The sequence below is a fragment of the Flavobacterium fragile genome (assembly GCF_023634865.1).
Lineage (GTDB): Bacteria > Bacteroidota > Bacteroidia > Flavobacteriales > Flavobacteriaceae > Flavobacterium > Flavobacterium fragile.
In genome coordinates, this window is the sequence record NZ_JAMLJN010000005.1 from 220,555 (window position 1) to 239,878 (window position 19,324).

A 19,324-nucleotide genomic window follows, 5' to 3' on the forward strand; every position below is an offset into this window, starting at 1 on the left:
TTAATCCAAATTATTTTCTTTATTCCAAAATACAACCAATCGTAATATTAAATAACTTTCGACATTACCACAATTAATTATTCAATAAATTAAAATTCTTATATTGGTTAGATGTAAATTTAAAAAGTAAACTCAAAAATCCGAAACGTAAAGCCTACAACTAATTGAAAATTAATATGTTGAAAAAATAACTACATATAAATTAAAATTAAATAGTACATTTGTTACTTTCACAAATAAGTAAAATTATTTAACGCTCTAATGAAATTAACATTGATAAAACCATTTTGCTTGGTAGTTGCTAAGGTAAACTACTACTAATTAATTACTATAATAAATTTACTGTAACACATTTAGAAAAATGCTTTTCACCTTATTTTTGGAAAGAAATACAAAGAATACTAAACTTTTAAGTAACTTTAAAGCTTTTAGTAAAACTAAAAGATTGCAAGGTTTTATCATAAACTACCAAATTTTATGTACCAACTCATTAGCCGAGATCAAATAACATCGTCAAAAAAAATTATAGGCACTGAAATTATAAAGTTTCAGAAATCCTTTTATGATGTGGAAGTCCTACAACTATACCAAGAAGAAAACAAAGAATCTGAATACTGGGAGATTTTCGATTGTGTAAAGAAAGATCCTATTGTTTATAAAAGTTTCGATAGCATCATCAATATCAATCACACTAATATTGAAACCTTTAGTCAAAAACTAACCGAAAAATTAATCCTCATATTTGACGCTATAAATGCTCATGAATTCATTGTAATTTCTCATCTAAAACTTGACTTTTTTGGTAACCGAAAAAATGAATTCCAACCTCTTAAAAATGTGTATACAAAACTAGAAACAATAGTTGGAGACAAGAGTTATAAAGAAGCTTTCATATTAAATCGTGATAGCTTAGCCGATTTTGTAGAAATACTATTTTGGTTGGTTCGTTACGACCCTAATATTCCTGAATATATTTTCTTTTTTGATGCTGACGAACAAGTAGAATTCTTTATTTGTAAATATGGCAATATGCATTTTAGAGCATTACAAAAAGAACAAATCACAGCAGAACAATGGAAAAATTGGGGTTGCACTATAATTGATGTTGAGCATGACAACTTCACAGAAGATGGAAACATCACCGAAAGAGAAATACTAATGTAACCATTATAAAAATGAAAATAAAAATTCTACTAGTCCTACCACTCCTTCTCATCTCTAACAAAATCAATGGTCAATTTTCTATCACCAATCCTAAAATAATAAAAGAGATAAATGAAAGTTCTATAAACGATCGTACTCAAATTTTAGTTGAAGAAGACAACTCAGAATCAAAAATTATAGCTGCTACGTTAGAAATTTATTATTTTGAATTTCTACACAGCGTAAAAAACCTGATGAAAGCAGTGAATTTAAAAGAAAAATTAATGTTTACTCAAAAGGAAATCAATGCCACAGCAACTAAAAATGACAACTATTTGTACCAATTAGTTTATCACGAAGCCTACAATGACAAAACTTCTTACGACAGTTTATGGCAGGAAATGATAAACACTCATAAGACTTTTAAAGAAAAGACAATGGATAAAGAACTGAATATTAGAGATGATTTTAATTTTTATTTTAGTGATTCACCCGAGGAACATCGAAAAAAGATGATTGAAAATTCTAATAAAATTATGAATAATCTTTTGAATAAGAAAAACCAAAAACAAAACAAAAAAAATGCTGAAGCGGGAATATTGTATTTCCAATCACTGCAATAAAATTACATCTAAATAATTGATAATTATTCTATTAAAATCAGTTATGCTAAAATAAAATTAGGAATTTTTATTACCGAAACTCCAAACTATCAATCCATCATCAAAGAATTAAAACCTAACATTTCTAATATATTGATAAAAAATAACGAATAATTTTCGTATATTTGGGTATAAATCAAATTAAGAATGAGAATACTCTTAATAACAGCTCTTTTACTAGGAACTACTTTTGTATTAGCGCAAGAGAAATACAGAATCCAATACGATTATAAAACGGATAACTTCGAATACTTTAAGTTAAACAAGGCATATGAAGTCATAGATACACTTAGCCATCCTAGATTCAAACGCAATAGTTTAATTGAAATTAAAATGCTCAACATAAACCCTTTTGCGGTGAACATCAAAACCGATATTCAAGAAGAAGAAATTCACGCAACGGGTTCGGGTGGTTATAACTTTGGTAATTTGTTGGGCGGTATTACTTCTATGACAAATGGCGATTTAAAACTAAATATTACCAAATTACCCGAAAACCTTGATACACCTTCTTATGTAAACAAAGACATCTTTGGTGAAACATCATCGAGAAGTTCATTGGTTGAAAATAAGTTTTCACATTTAAATACCATATCCTCTAATGTAGATGCTTTGAAAAGAACTTTTTTAGCCAACTTAACGAATCCAAATCTAGACAAGGAAACCATTTTAAACAACATTAAAAAAGTAGCAGCTCTTCAAACAGACAGCCGTTTAGCAGATCCTAATGATAACTTTCACGTCTACTTAGCAAGCCTAAAAAAAATTATTAAAGAAGATGCTAATTTCATCGTATTCAACGTAAACGAAATGAAAGGTGAATTATCTAAAAAATCTGACAACCAAAAAGAATCCATTTCATTAGGAGAATTAAGAGCACAAAACAGTACGTATTCGTATCTAGAAAGCATACTTTCACAACTAGACGAATCTTCGAATTGGACAGCAGAAAACTTAAATAAAATTGAAGCCTTATACACTTCATTAGAATCAGCATCTTTTGAACAAACTTATGATTACGAAATTGCTGCTGATAAAGTTAACTTAGAACTTAAATTTGAACAAAGTGAATTTGCTAATGAGTTAGACGATGATGATGCTGTAACAACTCTAAAAACACGACACGTTAAAATATTTTCAAAAGGTGGCTTTAAAATCAATACCAGCGTAGCCTTGACATTAAATAATTTTCAATCCAAATCTTTTGATTACTTTATTGATGAAAATGGTATCATCGGAGCAGAAAAAAACAACTATTTTATTCCTAATTTGAGTACTTTAATTAACTTCTATCCTGTGATTTCTGAGAACTTCAACTTGGGTGGTAGTTTTGGACTTTCTATTCCAATTGCAGAAGGTATCAATGGGGTGAATTATTTGTTTGGTCCTTCCTTAATTTTAGGAAATAAAAGTCGTTTGGCTTTATCTGCAGGAGTAGCTTTCGGACCTGTTAAAAAACTAACCAATGGCTTACAAGTAGGTGATTATACCAATTTAAACGATGTGGACAGCTTTACTAAAAATGTATACGACTTTGGATATTATTTCGGAATTTCATTCAATATTTTTAATTTGAAATAAAAGATATAGCATTACGACTACAACAGAAAGAAAAACCGCTTTAGGAACAAAACTAAAGCGGTTTTTCATTTAAATTTATATCCCTATCTCAACTTCAAGCGATACAAAGTCCCTCCTTCTTTCTTAACTCTTTCATCTGCAATAAAAACTTGGTTATTATCCGTAAAAGTAATCGCTTCCTTTTGAGAATAATGGTGTAAATTCAATTCGGTCATTTTTCCTTTCGTGATATCGTCTTTTGGATATTGTTGAAACAACCAAACTTTCGAATGTGATAATAAGGCAAAAGTAGAACCATCTGGACTAATAGCAGCGCTGGTAATAACACAGTTATGATAATCGCTACAAGTTATAATTTTATCCACTAATTGAGCTCGATGATGACCGGGCACATTCGGGATTTGATAGACATAACTCGTACCATCAAAACCTTTACTTCTGTTTTTAGTAAACAAATAAAAGTGATCGCCATAGACAAAAAAAGCTTCTACATCATAGAACATTTCTTTTTTATTTGGTGGAAACTGGGTTTGTTCAGGATAATAGAATGAAATTTTAGCTACCGAATCGACGGTATTGTTCTGCAATTGTCCTTTTTCAACTTTGTAAATGGCCAAATCTTGTCGAGTATTATCATTATTTCCAAAATCACCAATATACAAATTACCTTGTTTATCAAAGGTTAAATCTTCCCAATCGGTATTAGCTATACCAGCGATAGTAATCGTTTTTACAATTTTACCCAAGGTGTCTAACACCACTACTTCATTAGGATTACCACTGTCTTCTAAAGCATAAATAAGCCCATCAGAATACGCAATACCCGAAACCTCTTTGAGTCCCTTTGGAAAATCTTGTATCACTTGCAAAGGCGTTGCCTCTTGCTGTTGACACGAAGAAAATAGGATCCAAAACCCAACTAACAACAATTTATGCATCTTTCTCATCTTAATTAAAATTGAAATCCTAAGGAAAACGCTCCTCTAAAACCATCTGCCGAATGAAACAATCCCACATTCGCGGTTATCAATTCCGCTCCTGTAATAAAAAATCCACCTCCATAAGAGTTATGCCATTTTTTAGAATATTCGCCATCCAACCAAACTCTTCCATAATCAAAACCAGAATACAAGCCCATTCGCAAAGGAATCAAACGGGTTTTCATCGAACTAAAACTATATCGTAAATCGGTATTTTGATAAAACGACTGATTTCCAGTAAATCGTTGGTTCCTAAACCCACGCAAACCATCAATTCCTCCTATCGTAGCTGCTTGATAAAACTCGAAATCATTTCCAAAATTAACCTGACTTTTCAATTTGGTCGCCACTACCCATTTCCCCAAAGCATCAATCTTGTGATTGAAACTAATTTCAGGAATAAGATAACTATATTGTCTAGAATTGTTGTCTAAATTGGTCTTATACCCTGCTGTTAGGGCAAACTTCATTCCCATAGTCGGATACGCTTTATGGTCAAAATTCTCAAATTGAAACGTAAAATCAGTTCCTAAAAATTGTACCTCATCAAAAATGTAATTAGGTAAAACAGTAGGGATGGATACTAATCTTCCAGTCGTTTTATGTACTTCGATATTTTCATAACGCATACCCCAAGCCATGTTTACTCCCGATCTACTACTCCATTTTAGTTGCGGATTAAAATGCAAACTTCTTACTTTAACACGATTGTAATCCAAACTTAAATCACCATCATAGTTAGGAGTTGCATTACCAAAACCAAAAAAGTTAAAGGTAAAGTTCGGACTCTGCATGCCGGCATTCAACTCAAAATTTACATCGCGAATTACATTAGCCATTTCAAAACGATAATTGAGTTCATATCCTTCAGTGGCAAAATAATAAGCCGTTTTTACTTGATGTTGGCTCGTAAACGGATGACGCTCAAAACCCAACTTTGTAAACAAAGTATTCACCCCTAGCTTCAAACCATCATCAGGATTAGCTCCAATAGTCGGAATAACTTGCGTTTGATTTCTCCTGATTTTCTTATAATCATAAGTATTCGCATCATAAGTATCGCGCAGTTGCAGTCTTGCCTTTTGTGCTTGTGAAACATCATTATTCTTAGATTCGTAATCATAAATAATGACATTTTTACCATTGGGAACTAAATATTGATCGTTATTGTGTCCTCCAATCAATCGAATTTTAGTTTTATCTGTGGTTCCAATGACTTCAAATACATCGTCATCATCTAAACCATACAACCAAAGTTCTTTTGTAATATTCGTATTGTAAACTGTAGTGAAATAAGGTACAATACGTTCGTCTTTTTTCTTTCTAGAAAGTGTAACTTCAAGGACATCCGGACTTACATTGCGAATTGTAAAAACATCTTTCTTATCAGTTCCTGTAAGTACCGCATAACGACTCAACAGATCGAAATAGCGACTGGCTATTTTCTGTAAATTGGCTTTACGTGCTTGTAAAACCGTTTTTAAGTAAGTGATGGTCGGACTAGCTAATTCTTTTGGGATGTTGGAAAATGCTTTTTCTATCACTTCATCCGTAATCTGATTTTGAATAAACACCGCTTCTGTAATCCAATCGGAAGCGTTTAAATTACGTATGAAAGCTTTGTCCAAAGGAAACGGTTCCAAATTAAATCCTTTTACATCTTCCAAATCAGTTTCATACTTGCGTAATAATTTAGCCATAGGAATTAACTTCACTGCAGCTCCTAATATAAAACCATCCGACATAATGGAAAACGCCTGATCGCGGTCTCTTGGCAGTGGTTTGAAAACAATTTTGTCGTTCTCATTGAATTCCAACCAGCGCCATTGGTCTTGGTGTCGGTCCCAATCGCCAATCAACATATCAAATAATCGGGCTCTGATGTACTGCTTTTCATCAACACGATATTTTTCATCTTCTTGAAGCAATTGTATCACTTCATAAGTACTGTAAATCTTTCCCGTAAAATCTTTTTCTTCTAATTCTAAGTTTCCATCTGCTGCATGTTCTTCAAAAAGGTACAACTCATCGCCAAACTCGGTATTAAACTTACCTAAGGCTGCTTGTTTGGGAATATAATACAATTTCGAATTCAACTTATGAAGGGAAATAGCATCCGATAGAGGGCCTACAATAAAAGGGGCATACGGATAAGCTCCAGTAAACACATCCTCTACCAAATCTTCCGAAGCCGTATTTTCAAACTGCTGCTGAACAAACTGGTCTTTAAACATCGCTGCTTGAATGTATTGAGAGGCATTCTTTTTCATAGCACGTATTACATATTGTTTGCCATCTTTAGTTTTTAAACGTAAAGTTTTCGATTGAGTACCACCTCCTTTTCTAATAGGAGTTAATCCCCCCATCAAAGTATCTAAAGTAGCTACTTTTGCAGTAACGGGTATACTGTAATACTTACGATAGCGTTCGCCCCAAAGTGTTTTATAAAACTTGCTTTTTGTTGTTTCATCTGTTTTATAAATGGAAACCGTTACTGAATCGGGAAATTGTTCGGAAAATTCTGTCGGAACTTTATTGGTTAAAGGGGCTTTTACTAACGTTTTATAAGTTAAAACATCGGAAACAGCATCAAAGAATTGCACTTGCGAAGCCCCATTTTCAAAAACCTCCAATAGGGCATATCCTTTCACACCATGACCATAAAATCCATTTTTAGATAAGCGAACCGGAGAAACTTTGGAACCAGCCCCACTGATGATTTGCGGAATGTTATTTTGAACTAAATACTGCAAACTATGATCATGCCCCGAAACAAATAGCACCTGATCGTTTTGCTGAGCTGCAGCAATCAAATTTTTCTTTAATTCGTTATAGTGGGTATTTTGAATATCAGCATTACTCACTCCAGTTGTTTTTCGAAGTAAATTTTTCAAACTTCCTAATATGGGTAAAGGTGATAAATGGCTTTTGAATGAAAATTTTCCGCCATGTGATCCATCGGTAAACATAGGATGGTGAATGGCTACTATAGTGGTTTTGCCGCGTGCTTTTTTTATTTCATTACGGAATTCCTCTAAGAAGTGATTTCGAGTTTGGATATCACAATTTTCGTTAATTGTGGGATAGTTGTCCCAATTCGTAATAAACCACTGCGAATCTACAAGAATCAAAGTAATATCTTCTGAAATCGTAATCGTTTCTAACGGACAGCCATCCTTTGGTAAAAAAGATTTCTTTCCTAACTTACTTGTTACAAATTCTTGCTGTCTTTTTAATCCTTCATTACCTTGATTGTACCAATCATGATTGCCAGGAATAAAAATAGTTTTCCCTTTAAAATCCTTAGCAAAATCGATTTGCTCTTGTAGTTTTTGTTCTGCTTCCTTTCGCTGATTAGTACCTTCCTCTGGCATTCCGGAGGGATAAATATTATCTCCTAAAAAAAGTAAAGTACTGTTTTTATCAGCCTTTTTTAACCGCTGTCGCAATCCTTCAAAATGAAGAATACTGTCTTGAAACATGCCATTACCTGCATCTCCTACTAGAAAAAAAGTATGTTCTATTTTAGAGGCTCCCACTACTGGTTCCGCCATTGATTGGGAATGATATTGTGGTTTATAAGTAGCACAAGACTGAACAATCAGTACGAGAAAGAAAAGCTTTAAGAACTTCATGTGTTTTGATTATCTAAATTTAAAAGCTACTAAAAAAGCTACCACCGAAATGATAATGCCAAACATGAAAAACGTATACGCTATTCGAAGCAATCGGTATTTCTTTTCTAAAACAATCCCCAAATTATACAAATCTTTAATCATAGAATTATAAACATATTCTTTGTCCTTGATAAGTTCGTTCATGGCCCAACTATAATCTTCAAAAGACATTTTGTAAAAATTACCAAAAAACAACAAATTAACCTTTTTGTCTTCTACTTCTTTACGGGTAAAACTTCCATTAGTAATACTCGGACGCGTGGCTAAAATGGCAAAAGTTATCGCAATCACACTAGAAATAATTAAAATCAGGGTTGGGATGATTAAATGCGCATTAGAAGGATTATCTAACTTCGGAATAATCGTAGTCAATGAAACCGAAATAATAATAGCGTTGACCGATAGTAAAATATTCGCTTTATTATCAACCATACCACTTAAATTGTTATGATTGTTTAGCGTAGTACGAAACATGGTATCAATTCCACGTTCGGTTCTTTCTTTATTTTTCTTTTTACCTCCTTCGATTTCTACACTTGAAGTTGAAGTTATATCTTGATTTTGAGTATAGTTTTCTTCCATAATTATTGATTTTGCAATTGTGCTGCAATTATTTTCAAATTCTGTTCTTTCAAACGTTGCCAGTGTTTTTGGGCATACGTGGTGTAATAGTGATGTTGTTCTAAAAATTCGATGTTGAGTGTAAACCAATCGAAGTTACAATATTTTTTGTCAATATCGTGTTCCCATTCTTTTCGTAAACGTTCTAGCGTTTCGGGATAATTTTCATTGGCCAAATGCACATAATCAGCATCTTTCATAATAGCTTCCAATGGACTTTCAGGAACATGATGATATTGGGTAGCCAAAATCAAACGCGATACCATTTCTTGTAACGATACCGTTGCCTTTTTTGAAGATAAAAATTCCTGAGCTAAACCAACACTTCGCTGTTCATGATTCTCAGAACATTCAACATATCCAGCATCGTGAAACCAACCCGCTAAAAGTAAAGCCTTAGTGGCGGTCTCTTCCACTTGTTCCGCCTTACATAAAGTTTCGATAGCTGCCACCACATCTTTTGTATGTTGTAAGTTGTGATACGAAAACTTGCCATCCAAACGCTCTTGTAAAAGTTGGGTAATGAATTTTTCTGCCTCAAGTATCAAATCAGAATCATCGTGTTTTACTTGTACACGAAGGGCTTTTAATCCAGAAACCGATTGCAAATCCTCTACTTCCAACTTTTCTATTGTAGCTTCTAATTTATCCTTGTGCTGTAAGAACTTAATGTACTTGAGGTATTCTTTTTCTTCCGATACATTAGAATACACAATGGTGATTTTTCCTTGTTGTGTAATACGCTCGTTTGAGTTTTTAACCAATGCTTTATCGATGCGTTTTTTCACCACTTCATAACGCGCATTGTAAGAACCGTCAACATCAAAACGTTTTTCATCCATTCTAAAACGAATCGAAATCGGCGTGCTAAATGCTAAGATTAAAGACGTTACATCCAGCGCACAAGGTAAGTTTTTTTTAATTTTGTGATGTTCAATCTCCATTTCGCAAAGCGTTTCCAATTGCCACAAACGCAAATTATGCAAATACATCAAACTAAATTCTTCGTTAGGTTCTATAGAAGCCCCTATATATAAATTATGTTCAACCCCATCAGTTTTAAAACGCTCATAGTAATGAGGAAAAATTTCCTGAGCAGCTTGCTGTTTCGCATCCAAAATAGCGGCCATTTTCTTATTGATAGCCATGATGGAATCTTCAAAATCTTTTCGGGTTTGATAAAACATACCCGTCTTTTCATCAATCTTACTGAAATAATCGTTGATTACACTTTTGCTACTTTTATTTAAGCCTGAATGTTTTAAAAGAGGGTGAATTTCGGTTTCGATATAGTGGTAAATATTTTGTTCTAAATCGTTTTTAAAAGGTTGGTCTAATTCTTCTAAAAAATGTCCCAATTCAAATTTCTTCTGGTCAATAACACTGATTTTTTTATCGGAATTTAAAACATCTATGAGTCGAATGATGTGATGAATTTGCGCTTTTAAATCAGTAACAATAGCATTTATTCTGTTTTCAGAGGATCCTTTGATGTCGATTTGTCCATACAACGGATACACTTCTTTGAAAACAATTTCTTTAAAATTATACTCTTCAACCGTATTTTTAAAATACAAATAGTTTCTCGCCTCTTTTTTAAATTTCCAATATACACTTGGATGTATCGACGTATATTCTTTCTGAATTATCGCCTCCATTTGATGCATCATATCAATGCTATACTTTTCGATAGTATCGGACAAATAAGGCAACAGCAAATCTAATTTATGCACGTTGATCGAATTCAAAGCGCGAACACTAGAGGATGCTAGCTCTATTAGCCCCAAAAGCTTACCATCTTTAGTAACAGGAGCCAATAAGAAACTTTGAACGCCTTCATGCAATAAATGTTGAGAAAAACGATCGTTTCCATGTTGTTGGGAAGCATATTCTGTTACGTTTGGAATAACGTAAGGTTGGTTATTTTCAATTAAATTTTCATACGAACCACCACAAAGCACATTTTTACAATCGGCTTCTTTTTCATCTAAAAGAATAAAACTTTTGAGGTTTTCATCTCGAAACGGTGGTTTGGTAAATCGATCTTCTTCCTCGTTATAAAAAGTAAATCCAATTTTTAAATCGGGAATCTTAAATACAGAACGGAAAATCGATTCAAAACTATCATAATGCTGCTCCTCATGCGCATCCGATTTTAATAAATTGGATTTTAAATTAGAAACGGCACTCTCAACAGTAACATCGACTAATGATACGATGGCAAATCCTTTCAATATCCAAGAATCTTCGGGAAATGCTTTTTTCCAAAGATCCAAATCATCATAATTATCAATCAACTCCTCTATTTGTTCCTGAGTTAAAAACGTAGTGCGTTCGGTAGGAAGTATTTCTATAAAATCACCATTATATAATATTCGGTAATGCTTTAAAACCCCTTTTTCATCGGGAATATCATAAAACAATGGCTTACCAAAATCAATATTTTGATGGTAATAACGATTTAAAATAAGGATACAGTTCATAATGTAGAACTGATGGTCATCCATGTCCCGAATACGGATATCAAACGAACCTTGAGCTTCATTAAGGATTTTCTTAAACCGTTCCGAATAGTTAAACGTGATATCATAAAACGGAAGCGTAGCCGCTTTTATTTCGTTGTGCGTTAAAGCAGTTGGAAACAAATCGGCTAGAAGGTAATGAATCAGTTCCTCATTTTCATCGAGAAAACTAAGTTGGTCGATTCCTTCTCTAAACTCGGGTTTATTTTGAATTTGGGCCAACAAACCTTTGGCGTAATTAGATCGATAATCAATATCAGACAATGCTATAGCTTCCAATGATTCGATAATCTTATGAAAGGAAATCAATACCCTGAAAGGACTTAAATATTTATAGTTCTTAATCATAGCATTTGTTTTAACAAATTTAAGCAAAATTTAGATGGCAATACCCGACTCTAAACATACTTTAACTTTATGACACTAAAGAAAAAAACTATCGAATAAAATTCAGAGTTATTTAAAAATATATAAAGTAACTAAAATAGCTAGGCTTAAAAAGATTTTAAAAAAATGAATCTTATTCCACTTTATCGTGTTGCACCCACAAAAGATCATCGGTATTATACCCAATAGAAGCTGCCTTTTTGAGATATTTTTCTTTAATACGCTGAGGTATCTGAGGAGTTCGCGATAAAATCCACAAACAATCCAAACTCTCTCCAGCAACTAAAGCATATTGATACTGATCATCTACAGCAATTACATTATAACCAGAATAAAAAGGACCAAAAAAAGAAACTTTCAACAAACCTACATTTTCATCGCCAACAAATTTAGCCTTTCCTATAGCTTGTCGCCACTCTTCTTTTTTAGTATGATATCCTTGATTGTCAACTTTAATAGTACCATTATCGTTTAAAGAATAGGTTGCTGTAGTATTACTCAAATTACGCTCATATCTAAAATCCAATCGAGCAATTTCATACCATTTGCCTAAATAACGTTCTTTTTCAAAGGGAGATACAGCTACCGCTCCGTCGGGGATTGAAGTACAAGAAGTAAGCACTAAAACAACTAGTAACGGAATTAAAAATTTAATTTTCATGATTATTTGGGGAATAAATATTTTAGCAGGTAAATTTACAAAGTTTTAAACGGTGATCCATTTGAAATGAAATATATTTTTTAAAACATACTTTATTCGTTAATCCCTATTTAAGAAGAAACGTCCAAAACAAATAACTTCAGTCCAGTGGACTCCAAAACAACACAAAACATCCCTAAAAACTATCACACAACCTCACACCCAAGAGCCATAGGCTCGACCCATATCATAAGGCTGGACTTCAGTCCAGTCGACATAAGCACAACACAAACCGTCCCTGCAAAACTACCACACAACCTCACACCCAAGAACCATAGGCTCTACCCATATCATAAAGCTAGACTTCAGTCCAGTCAACTCCAACACAATCTCTAGCCATCCCCCACTTTTAACTAAAAATTAATAAACGTTACCACCATTTAAGCCACAAAACACCTTAATTTTATATCTATGAAAAATGAGAGTAAAAAAGGTTTTTATTTCAAAACATACGAAGCACCGTTTCAAACCCCCTTTGAAAAACTCTTTGATATCTTTAAAGAGCTGATTACCTATACTTCAGGCGATTTTGAAGAAGCTATCAGTTGGTTAAGACAACTCGATGTAGAATACAAACTCACCACCGAGGACTACACCATAGATGATTTTATCGAAGATCTAAAAGCCCGAGGATACATAAGAGAAGAATTTGAAGACGACGGAACTTCAGGAGGCATCGGAATTACAGCTAAAACCGAACGTGCCATAAGACAAAGTGCCTTAGAACAAATCTTTGGCAACCTAAATAAATCAGGAAACGGAAATCACAAAATCAAACATGCTGGTAGAGGCGACGAACATACCGGCGAGTACCGAGAATTTCAGTTTGGCGACAGTCTTGAACAAATTTCCCTAACCGAAAGCCTTAAAAACGCGCAAATCAATAACGGAGTGGACGAATTCTCCATCACCGAAAACGATTTAATCGTGGAAGAAGCCCAATACAAATCGCAAATGTCAACCGTACTCATGATTGATATTTCGCACAGCATGATTTTGTATGGCGAAGACCGAATTACTCCTGCCAAGAAAGTAGCCATGGCACTAGCCGAACTCATCACTACCCGTTACCCTAAAGACATCCTAGATATTTTAGTGTTTGGTAACGATGCGTGGACCATCAAAATTCAGGACTTACCGTATCTGAAAGTGGGACCTTATCATACCAACACGGTGGCAGGGTTACAATTGGCCATGGATATTTTAAGACGCAAACGAAATACCAACAAACAAATTTTCATGATTACAGATGGAAAACCCAGCTGCGTGCGTGAAAAAGATGGAAGGTACTATATGAACAGCAATGGTTTAGACGAATACATCGTGGACAAATGTTACAATCAAGCCCAACAAGCCCGTAAGTTGCACATTCCCATTACTACGTTTATGATTGCTAACGATCCGTATTTACAACAATTCGTAGATAATTTTACCGAAGCCAATCAGGGGAAAGCATTCTACACCGGTTTGAAAGGACTGGGCGAAATGATATTTAGCGATTACGAAACCAACAGAAAGAAACGAATTAAATAACAATTCCCTGTTTAATACATTAGAACAACAGCAATATGAACCAAATTAAAACATTAGGCGATTTAAAAGCATCCGGATATCAATCAAAATCAATTAAAGACGAACTAAGAAACAACCTCCGAAAAAAGATTCAAAGTGGAATCCCAACATTTGAAGGCGTTCATGGGTTTGAGAATTCGGTAATTCCGGAATTAGAAAGAGCCATTTTATCCCGTCACAACATCAACTTGCTAGGATTGCGAGGACAAGCCAAAACGCGATTGGCAAGAAAAATGGTAACGCTATTAGACGAATACATTCCGTATGTTACAGGATCGGAGATTAACGACGACCCTTTTCATCCCATCTCCAGATACGCAAAAAACACTATTGCAGAATTAGGAGACAACACCCCAATATCATGGTTACACCGAGACGAGCGCTTCTTTGAGAAATTAGCCACTCCAGATGTAACCGTAGCGGATTTAATAGGTGACATCGACCCTATCAAAGCAGCCAATTTAAAATTGTCATATGCCGATGACCGAGTGATTCACTTCGGAATGATTCCGAGAGCCAACCGCTGTATATTCGTCATCAATGAATTGCCCGATTTACAAGCCCGAATCCAGGTATCCTTATTCAACATTCTTCAAGAAGGCGACATTCAAATTAGAGGTTTCAAATTGCGCATGCCGTTAGACATGCAATTCATATTTACGGCCAATCCAGAAGATTATACCAATAGAGGAAGCATAGTAACACCGCTAAAAGATAGAATTGGTTCCCAAATTTTAACCCACTATCCCGAAACCATCGAGATAGCGAAAACCATTACCCATCAGGAAGCCAAACTAGACAAGACCCAAACCGAAACCGTATATGTTCCATATTTAGCGAAAGATTTACTTGAACAAATCAGCTTTGAAGCCCGAGATAGCGAATATATCGATTACAAATCAGGCGTATCGGCACGTATGAGCATCACCGCTTATGAAAACCTACTAAGCACCGCAGAGCGCAGAGCACTTAGAAATGGAACCGATACCACCACTTTACGACTTTCAGATTTCATGGGGATAATTCCAGCCATAACAGGAAAAGTAGAACTTGTGTATGAAGGAGAACAAGAAGGAGCAGCTCAAGTAGCCGTAAATCTAATTGAAAATGCCATACACACCTTCTTCCCCGCTTATTTCCCAAAAATCGAAAGAATCGAGAAAATAGACGAAAAAAACGCCTATTCTGATATTGTTGAATGGTTCATTGCCACTGGTTTTAAACTAATGGACGAATGTAGCGACGAAGAATACAAAGAAATTCTAGATGACGTCACTCCTCTAGAAACACTCATCAACAAATACCAACCCAATATCCTACCGGAAGATAAATACTTTATGAAAGAGTTTGTGTTGTGGGGATTGGTGACCTATAAAAAGCTAAGCAAAGATCGCTTTGAAAACGGCTATCATTTCAAAGATCCGTTTGGAAGCTATATCAACAAACTGTAACACTTTTTTTACCACTGGTGTTGTCAAAATCGGATGAATTCAAATAGAATTTGTCCGATTTTTTATTTTTTAAATAAACATTAGGCTTTCATTAGCCCGATTTTCGCCTTGATAACTAAAGTATGCTAGACATTCTCAAAAATCGGGTTGGTTTTTAATTTGAGTCAACAAACCTTAGACATAACTATGTCAGTAATCAATATCAGACAATACCAAGGTTTCCTATCCTTGTATAATGTTGTGAATAGAAAAGTACTTACTTATATATTTATAGTACTTAAATAGTATTTGTTTTGTCAAATTCAAACATTACTTTGATGGATATTCCCTATACAAAACTGACATTAAGTTTAGGAAATTAAATAAAAAACTATCATATCAATAAAAAATGAGAAAATAGACTTCTAAAACAAATAAAAACCTCGATAGATTTTTTAAAAAAAGTTTTCTATTTTTTGCATGTTAATTTAAGATTAAGATACTGCTTAATCTGTTTTTTTTAAGATGTTATTAAAGTTTTATCGAAAAAAAATTGTTTATTTGTCAAGCACAAATATTCTCAAGATATTTTGCATTTAAACCCCAATCACCTAAAACTACAAAAAACTATTAAATCGTCAAATAAAGTTATATACTTTTTTGGTGATTTTTTATTTGGTAGTAACACTAGTTAATAAATTTATTACAGAAAAAAAATGGGGAAATTTTACAAGATTTTACTTTTAAATTGCTTTTTTGCTTTAACAAGCTTTAATCTTTATTCGCAACAAATTAATCTTATCCGATTTAACAACTCGGCAAGCTACACTCCTGGCTCAGGTGTTTCTGTAATTATTAACCCTACCGGTGTATTTCAATTGGATAACCAATTTATTTTAGAATTATCTAATCCAGGTGGAACATTTACTACACCAACAGTCTTAAACACATTAAATGAATTTTACGTACCAGCTATTAATGGAGTATTGCCTAATAGTTTAGCAGCAGGAACATACAAACTTAGAGTACGATCAACAAACCCAGTTTTGAGTGTTGAGACCAATAGTTTTAATGTTGTAAATGGAGGTGGAATTGGAATCCCAAAATTTAGATCTTTACTAGAAAATTCTGGAAATTCTTCATTTAATTGTTTAGGTGAAAATTGTAACAATAATCTAATAAATAATATTTTTGGAAAAATTAATGCTTCCGCTGGTGCAATTACATCAAGTTTACTAACAGATAATTCAAATGCATTAAAATTAAGAATATGTGATGTAGGTGTAAATAATCTATTCACTGCAATGCTTATTGATATTAACACCTCCAATGTAATTAATTTGCCAATTAATTTAACTAATAATGAATTTTTAATACCAGATAATTTAGCTATAGGATCTTATGTTATTGAATTAGAAAAAAAGAATTCAAATAATATTTCTGTTTTCTCAAATATTTTTCTTTTCCATGGTAATTCAACAAACTTAAATAATCTAAATGATGAAACGGTTTGTGTAGGTAATGATGTTGATTTTTCAATTGATTATTCTTTATCTGGAATAGGTAGAAATTATAAAGGATCTAAATATACAATAGATTTTGGAGATGGTAGTCCAAATGAAACCTATACTCAAGCTCAATTAATAAACAAAATAACAACTACCGGATTAAGACATACATTCAATAATGTTTCTTGCTCAGTTGGTACTTCTCCAAATATTGGTTTTTTTATAGTTCAATTAAAATTATTTAACAAAGGAGTTTATAATTCTGGAAGTAACAATAATTATTGCGATATTTATTATCAAAATGGAAACGGTACTGAAAAGAAAGTTAATACAAATAGAGCTCCAATTGCAGATTTTAATTTACCAATAAAGCAATGTATTAATACTACAATAACTGCTCTAAACACAACAGTTTTAGGACAGTATGGGACAACGAGTTGTTTAACAACTCCAAGATATTATTGGTATGTTAAAAAACCAACAGATGCTGATTTTGAATTAATAGATTCAGATAATCATCCAAGTTGGTTAGTAGGTAATGATCTAATAATTCCATCAAATGAAGTTAATATTCCTGGTTGTTGGGAAATAAAATTAGAAGCAAAAAATTTTGGTGCTGGTTGTCAAACAATAACTGTGAAAATCAAAACTATAAAAATTGAAGCTATACCTACCCCGACATTTACAAACTCGCCTCAATCCCCAATTTGCGCTGGCACATCAATTTTATTTACAAATACTTCTAATGTATTAAATTTACCTTGTCAAGAACCTACGTATTCTTGGACAGTTACCCCCGTAGCAGGAACACCAGCCACAAGTTCTGGATATCAATTTGTTGCGCCTACCAATGCCTCTTCGCAAAACGCAAACATATTATTTACACAACCTGGATCATATTCTGTTGTTCTAAATGTAACTAATTCTTGTGGAACGTTCCCTTCTACGCCTCGAATCATAGAAGTTTTTGGAGATCCTACGGTTAGTTTTAATCCTAATACTTTGACTATTTGTGATGCGGCACCAGCTGGTCATACAATAGACTTTAGTCAGGTAGGCACTACACCTACTTATAGTGTGGCACCATATGCCCCAACAAATTTCACATGGACAGTTTCGGGTCTCGGAGTAACACCTGCTGATTATTCTTTTGTTGGTGGAACAAATGCGAATAGCCAATATCCGAAAATTAATTTTACAGCTTATAAAACTTATATTATAACTGTACAAGTAAATGGTAATTGTGCAGGCTCTAATCAAGCTTCATTTACATTTATATTAAAAGAAATGCCTGTTATCACGAATACAAACTTGACACAAACGATTTGTACTGGAGGAACAACATCTCCTATAAATCTTAGTTCAAGTATGGCTTCGGGAACTGTTTTTAACTGGGTTGTAACTGCTACTAATGGAATAACTGGTTTTACAACTCCAGGTACGGGAAATATAATTCCTGGTGTTACTTTAATCAATCCAAGTAATACATCAGGTACGGTAACTTATACTGTTACTCCATCTAGTAATGGATGTGTTGGGACTCCTATAGATTTTGTGATAACTGTAAATCCATCTCCACTGGTTCCAGCACAAACTTTATCAGTATGTTCAGGCAATGCTTTTACAGTTTCTTTAAGCAATAATCCTCCAAGCGTAATTTTACCTTTGGGTACTACTTTTACATGGACAGTTACAAGTCCTGGTGGAATTACAGGCGCTTCTAATCAAACTACACCTGTTAGTTCTATTGGGCAAACATTGGTTAATACAACAAATGCTCCAATCGATGTAATCTACACAATTACTGCAAGTACTGGTTCTGCCCCTTCTATTTGCACTAGCAACTTTACATTGAACGTAACAGTTAATCCTAGACCTCAAATACCTAATCAAACATTATCTGTTTGTTCTGGAACTGCTTTTAACCTTTCCTTAAGTAATAATCCACCAAGTATAATTCTACCATCAGGAACTACTTACAATTGGACAGTAACAGCACCTGCAGGAATAACAGGTGCTTCTAATCAAAACACCCCTATAAGTAACATAGGCCAGACACTTCTCAATTCAACTAGTAATCCAATAAATGTAGTTTATAATATCACAGCAACTTCTGGATCAGGTAGCAGCGCATGTACCAATAATTTTACCTTGACTGTAACTGTAAACCCTAGTCCTGCAGTGAACTTCTCACCTACTAATCAAACGATCTGTTCGGGAGAAACTTCTGCTTTGGTAAATTTAAGCAGTACCACTCCAGGGGTTACTTTCTCTTGGACTGCTATGCAACCTACAGGAATTACAGGGGTAATCACTTCAGGTACAAACACAATACCTGCTCAAAACTTAGTAAACACTACAAATGCACCTATTGATGTTAACTATACTGCAGTAGCAGCTACTACAGGAGGCAGTACTTGTGCAGGTAGTACTTATAATTATACAATTACGGTTAATCCGAAACCTAGCATCACTGAAAATTTTGCAGAGGCTATTTGTAGTGGTGAGTCTTTTAGCATCACTCCTTCAAATTCTACATTA

General features: G+C 33.8%; 11 protein-coding genes. 6 read left to right on the forward strand and 5 right to left on the reverse strand.

Going from position 1 to position 19,324, the window contains the following annotated elements:
• Positions 1-477 precede the first annotated feature (477 nt).
• From NAT47_RS08120 to NAT47_RS08130, 3 genes are all read left to right on the forward strand, one after another.
• Positions 478-1,164 (forward strand): hypothetical protein, encoded by a 687-nt coding sequence (locus NAT47_RS08120; RefSeq protein WP_250581898.1) that lies wholly within the window; start codon positions 478-480, stop codon positions 1,162-1,164.
• Between the two features lie 11 nt (positions 1,165-1,175).
• Positions 1,176-1,766 (forward strand): hypothetical protein, encoded by a 591-nt coding sequence (locus tag NAT47_RS08125; RefSeq protein ID WP_250581899.1) that lies wholly within the window; start codon positions 1,176-1,178, stop codon positions 1,764-1,766.
• A 186-nt stretch (positions 1,767-1,952) separates the two neighbouring features.
• Complete coding sequence (locus tag NAT47_RS08130) at positions 1,953-3,386, forward strand: hypothetical protein (RefSeq protein ID WP_250581900.1); 1,434 nt, start codon at positions 1,953-1,955, stop codon at positions 3,384-3,386.
• 83 nt (positions 3,387-3,469) lie between these two features.
• Here NAT47_RS08130 and NAT47_RS08135 read toward each other — a convergent pair whose 3' ends face one another.
• From NAT47_RS08135 to NAT47_RS08155, 5 genes are all read right to left on the reverse strand, one after another.
• On the reverse strand, positions 3,470-4,333 hold the full coding sequence (locus NAT47_RS08135; protein ID WP_317236590.1) for a hypothetical protein: 864 nt from the start codon (positions 4,331-4,333) through the stop codon (positions 3,470-3,472).
• Positions 4,334-4,338: 5 nt separating this feature from the next.
• Positions 4,339-7,920: a metallophosphoesterase gene (locus tag NAT47_RS08140; protein WP_250581901.1), complete on the reverse strand. Its 3,582-nt coding sequence runs from the start codon at positions 7,918-7,920 to the stop codon at positions 4,339-4,341.
• A gap of 90 nt (positions 7,921-8,010) precedes the next feature.
• Positions 8,011-8,625 carry a Pycsar system effector family protein gene (locus tag NAT47_RS08145; RefSeq protein WP_317236591.1) on the reverse strand — a complete coding sequence of 205 codons (615 nt, stop codon included), beginning with the start codon at positions 8,623-8,625 and terminating at the stop codon, positions 8,011-8,013.
• A 2-nt stretch (positions 8,626-8,627) separates the two neighbouring features.
• Entirely contained in the window at positions 8,628-11,534 is a 2,907-nt protein-coding gene (locus tag NAT47_RS08150) for an HD domain-containing protein (protein ID WP_250581902.1), read from the reverse strand.
• A gap of 172 nt (positions 11,535-11,706) precedes the next feature.
• Positions 11,707-12,234: a lipocalin family protein gene (locus NAT47_RS08155; protein ID WP_250581903.1), complete on the reverse strand. Its 528-nt coding sequence runs from the start codon at positions 12,232-12,234 to the stop codon at positions 11,707-11,709.
• Positions 12,235-12,684: 450 nt separating this feature from the next.
• Between NAT47_RS08155 and NAT47_RS08160 the strand changes: the two genes are divergently transcribed.
• From NAT47_RS08160 to NAT47_RS08170, 3 genes are all read left to right on the forward strand, one after another.
• Positions 12,685-13,806, forward strand: coding sequence for a vWA domain-containing protein (locus tag NAT47_RS08160; protein ID WP_250581904.1), 1,122 nt, complete (start codon positions 12,685-12,687; stop codon positions 13,804-13,806).
• A gap of 35 nt (positions 13,807-13,841) precedes the next feature.
• Complete coding sequence (locus NAT47_RS08165) at positions 13,842-15,296, forward strand: AAA family ATPase (protein ID WP_250581905.1); 1,455 nt, start codon at positions 13,842-13,844, stop codon at positions 15,294-15,296.
• Between the two features lie 695 nt (positions 15,297-15,991).
• On the forward strand, positions 15,992-19,324 hold a 3,333-nt coding region (locus NAT47_RS08170), incomplete at its 3' end, for a PKD-like domain-containing protein (RefSeq protein ID WP_317236592.1).

What these genes read in the sequence shown, in the direction of transcription:
- NAT47_RS08120 (WP_250581898.1), top strand. Translation starts at nt 478, where the DNA reads ATGTACCAACTCATTAGCCGAGATCAAATAACATCGTCAAAAAAAATT.
- NAT47_RS08125 (WP_250581899.1), top strand. Translation starts at nt 1,176, where the DNA reads ATGAAAATAAAAATTCTACTAGTCCTACCACTCCTTCTCATCTCTAAC.
- NAT47_RS08130 (WP_250581900.1), top strand. Translation starts at nt 1,953, where the DNA reads ATGAGAATACTCTTAATAACAGCTCTTTTACTAGGAACTACTTTTGTA.
- NAT47_RS08135 (WP_317236590.1), bottom strand. Translation starts at nt 4,333, where the DNA reads ATGAGAAAGATGCATAAATTGTTGTTAGTTGGGTTTTGGATCCTATTT.
- NAT47_RS08140 (WP_250581901.1), bottom strand. Translation starts at nt 7,920, where the DNA reads ATGGCGGAACCAGTAGTGGGAGCCTCTAAAATAGAACATACTTTTTTT.
- NAT47_RS08145 (WP_317236591.1), bottom strand. Translation starts at nt 8,625, where the DNA reads ATGGAAGAAAACTATACTCAAAATCAAGATATAACTTCAACTTCAAGT.
- NAT47_RS08150 (WP_250581902.1), bottom strand. Translation starts at nt 11,534, where the DNA reads ATGATTAAGAACTATAAATATTTAAGTCCTTTCAGGGTATTGATTTCC.
- NAT47_RS08155 (WP_250581903.1), bottom strand. Translation starts at nt 12,234, where the DNA reads ATGAAAATTAAATTTTTAATTCCGTTACTAGTTGTTTTAGTGCTTACT.
- NAT47_RS08160 (WP_250581904.1), top strand. Translation starts at nt 12,685, where the DNA reads ATGAAAAATGAGAGTAAAAAAGGTTTTTATTTCAAAACATACGAAGCA.
- NAT47_RS08165 (WP_250581905.1), top strand. Translation starts at nt 13,842, where the DNA reads ATGAACCAAATTAAAACATTAGGCGATTTAAAAGCATCCGGATATCAA.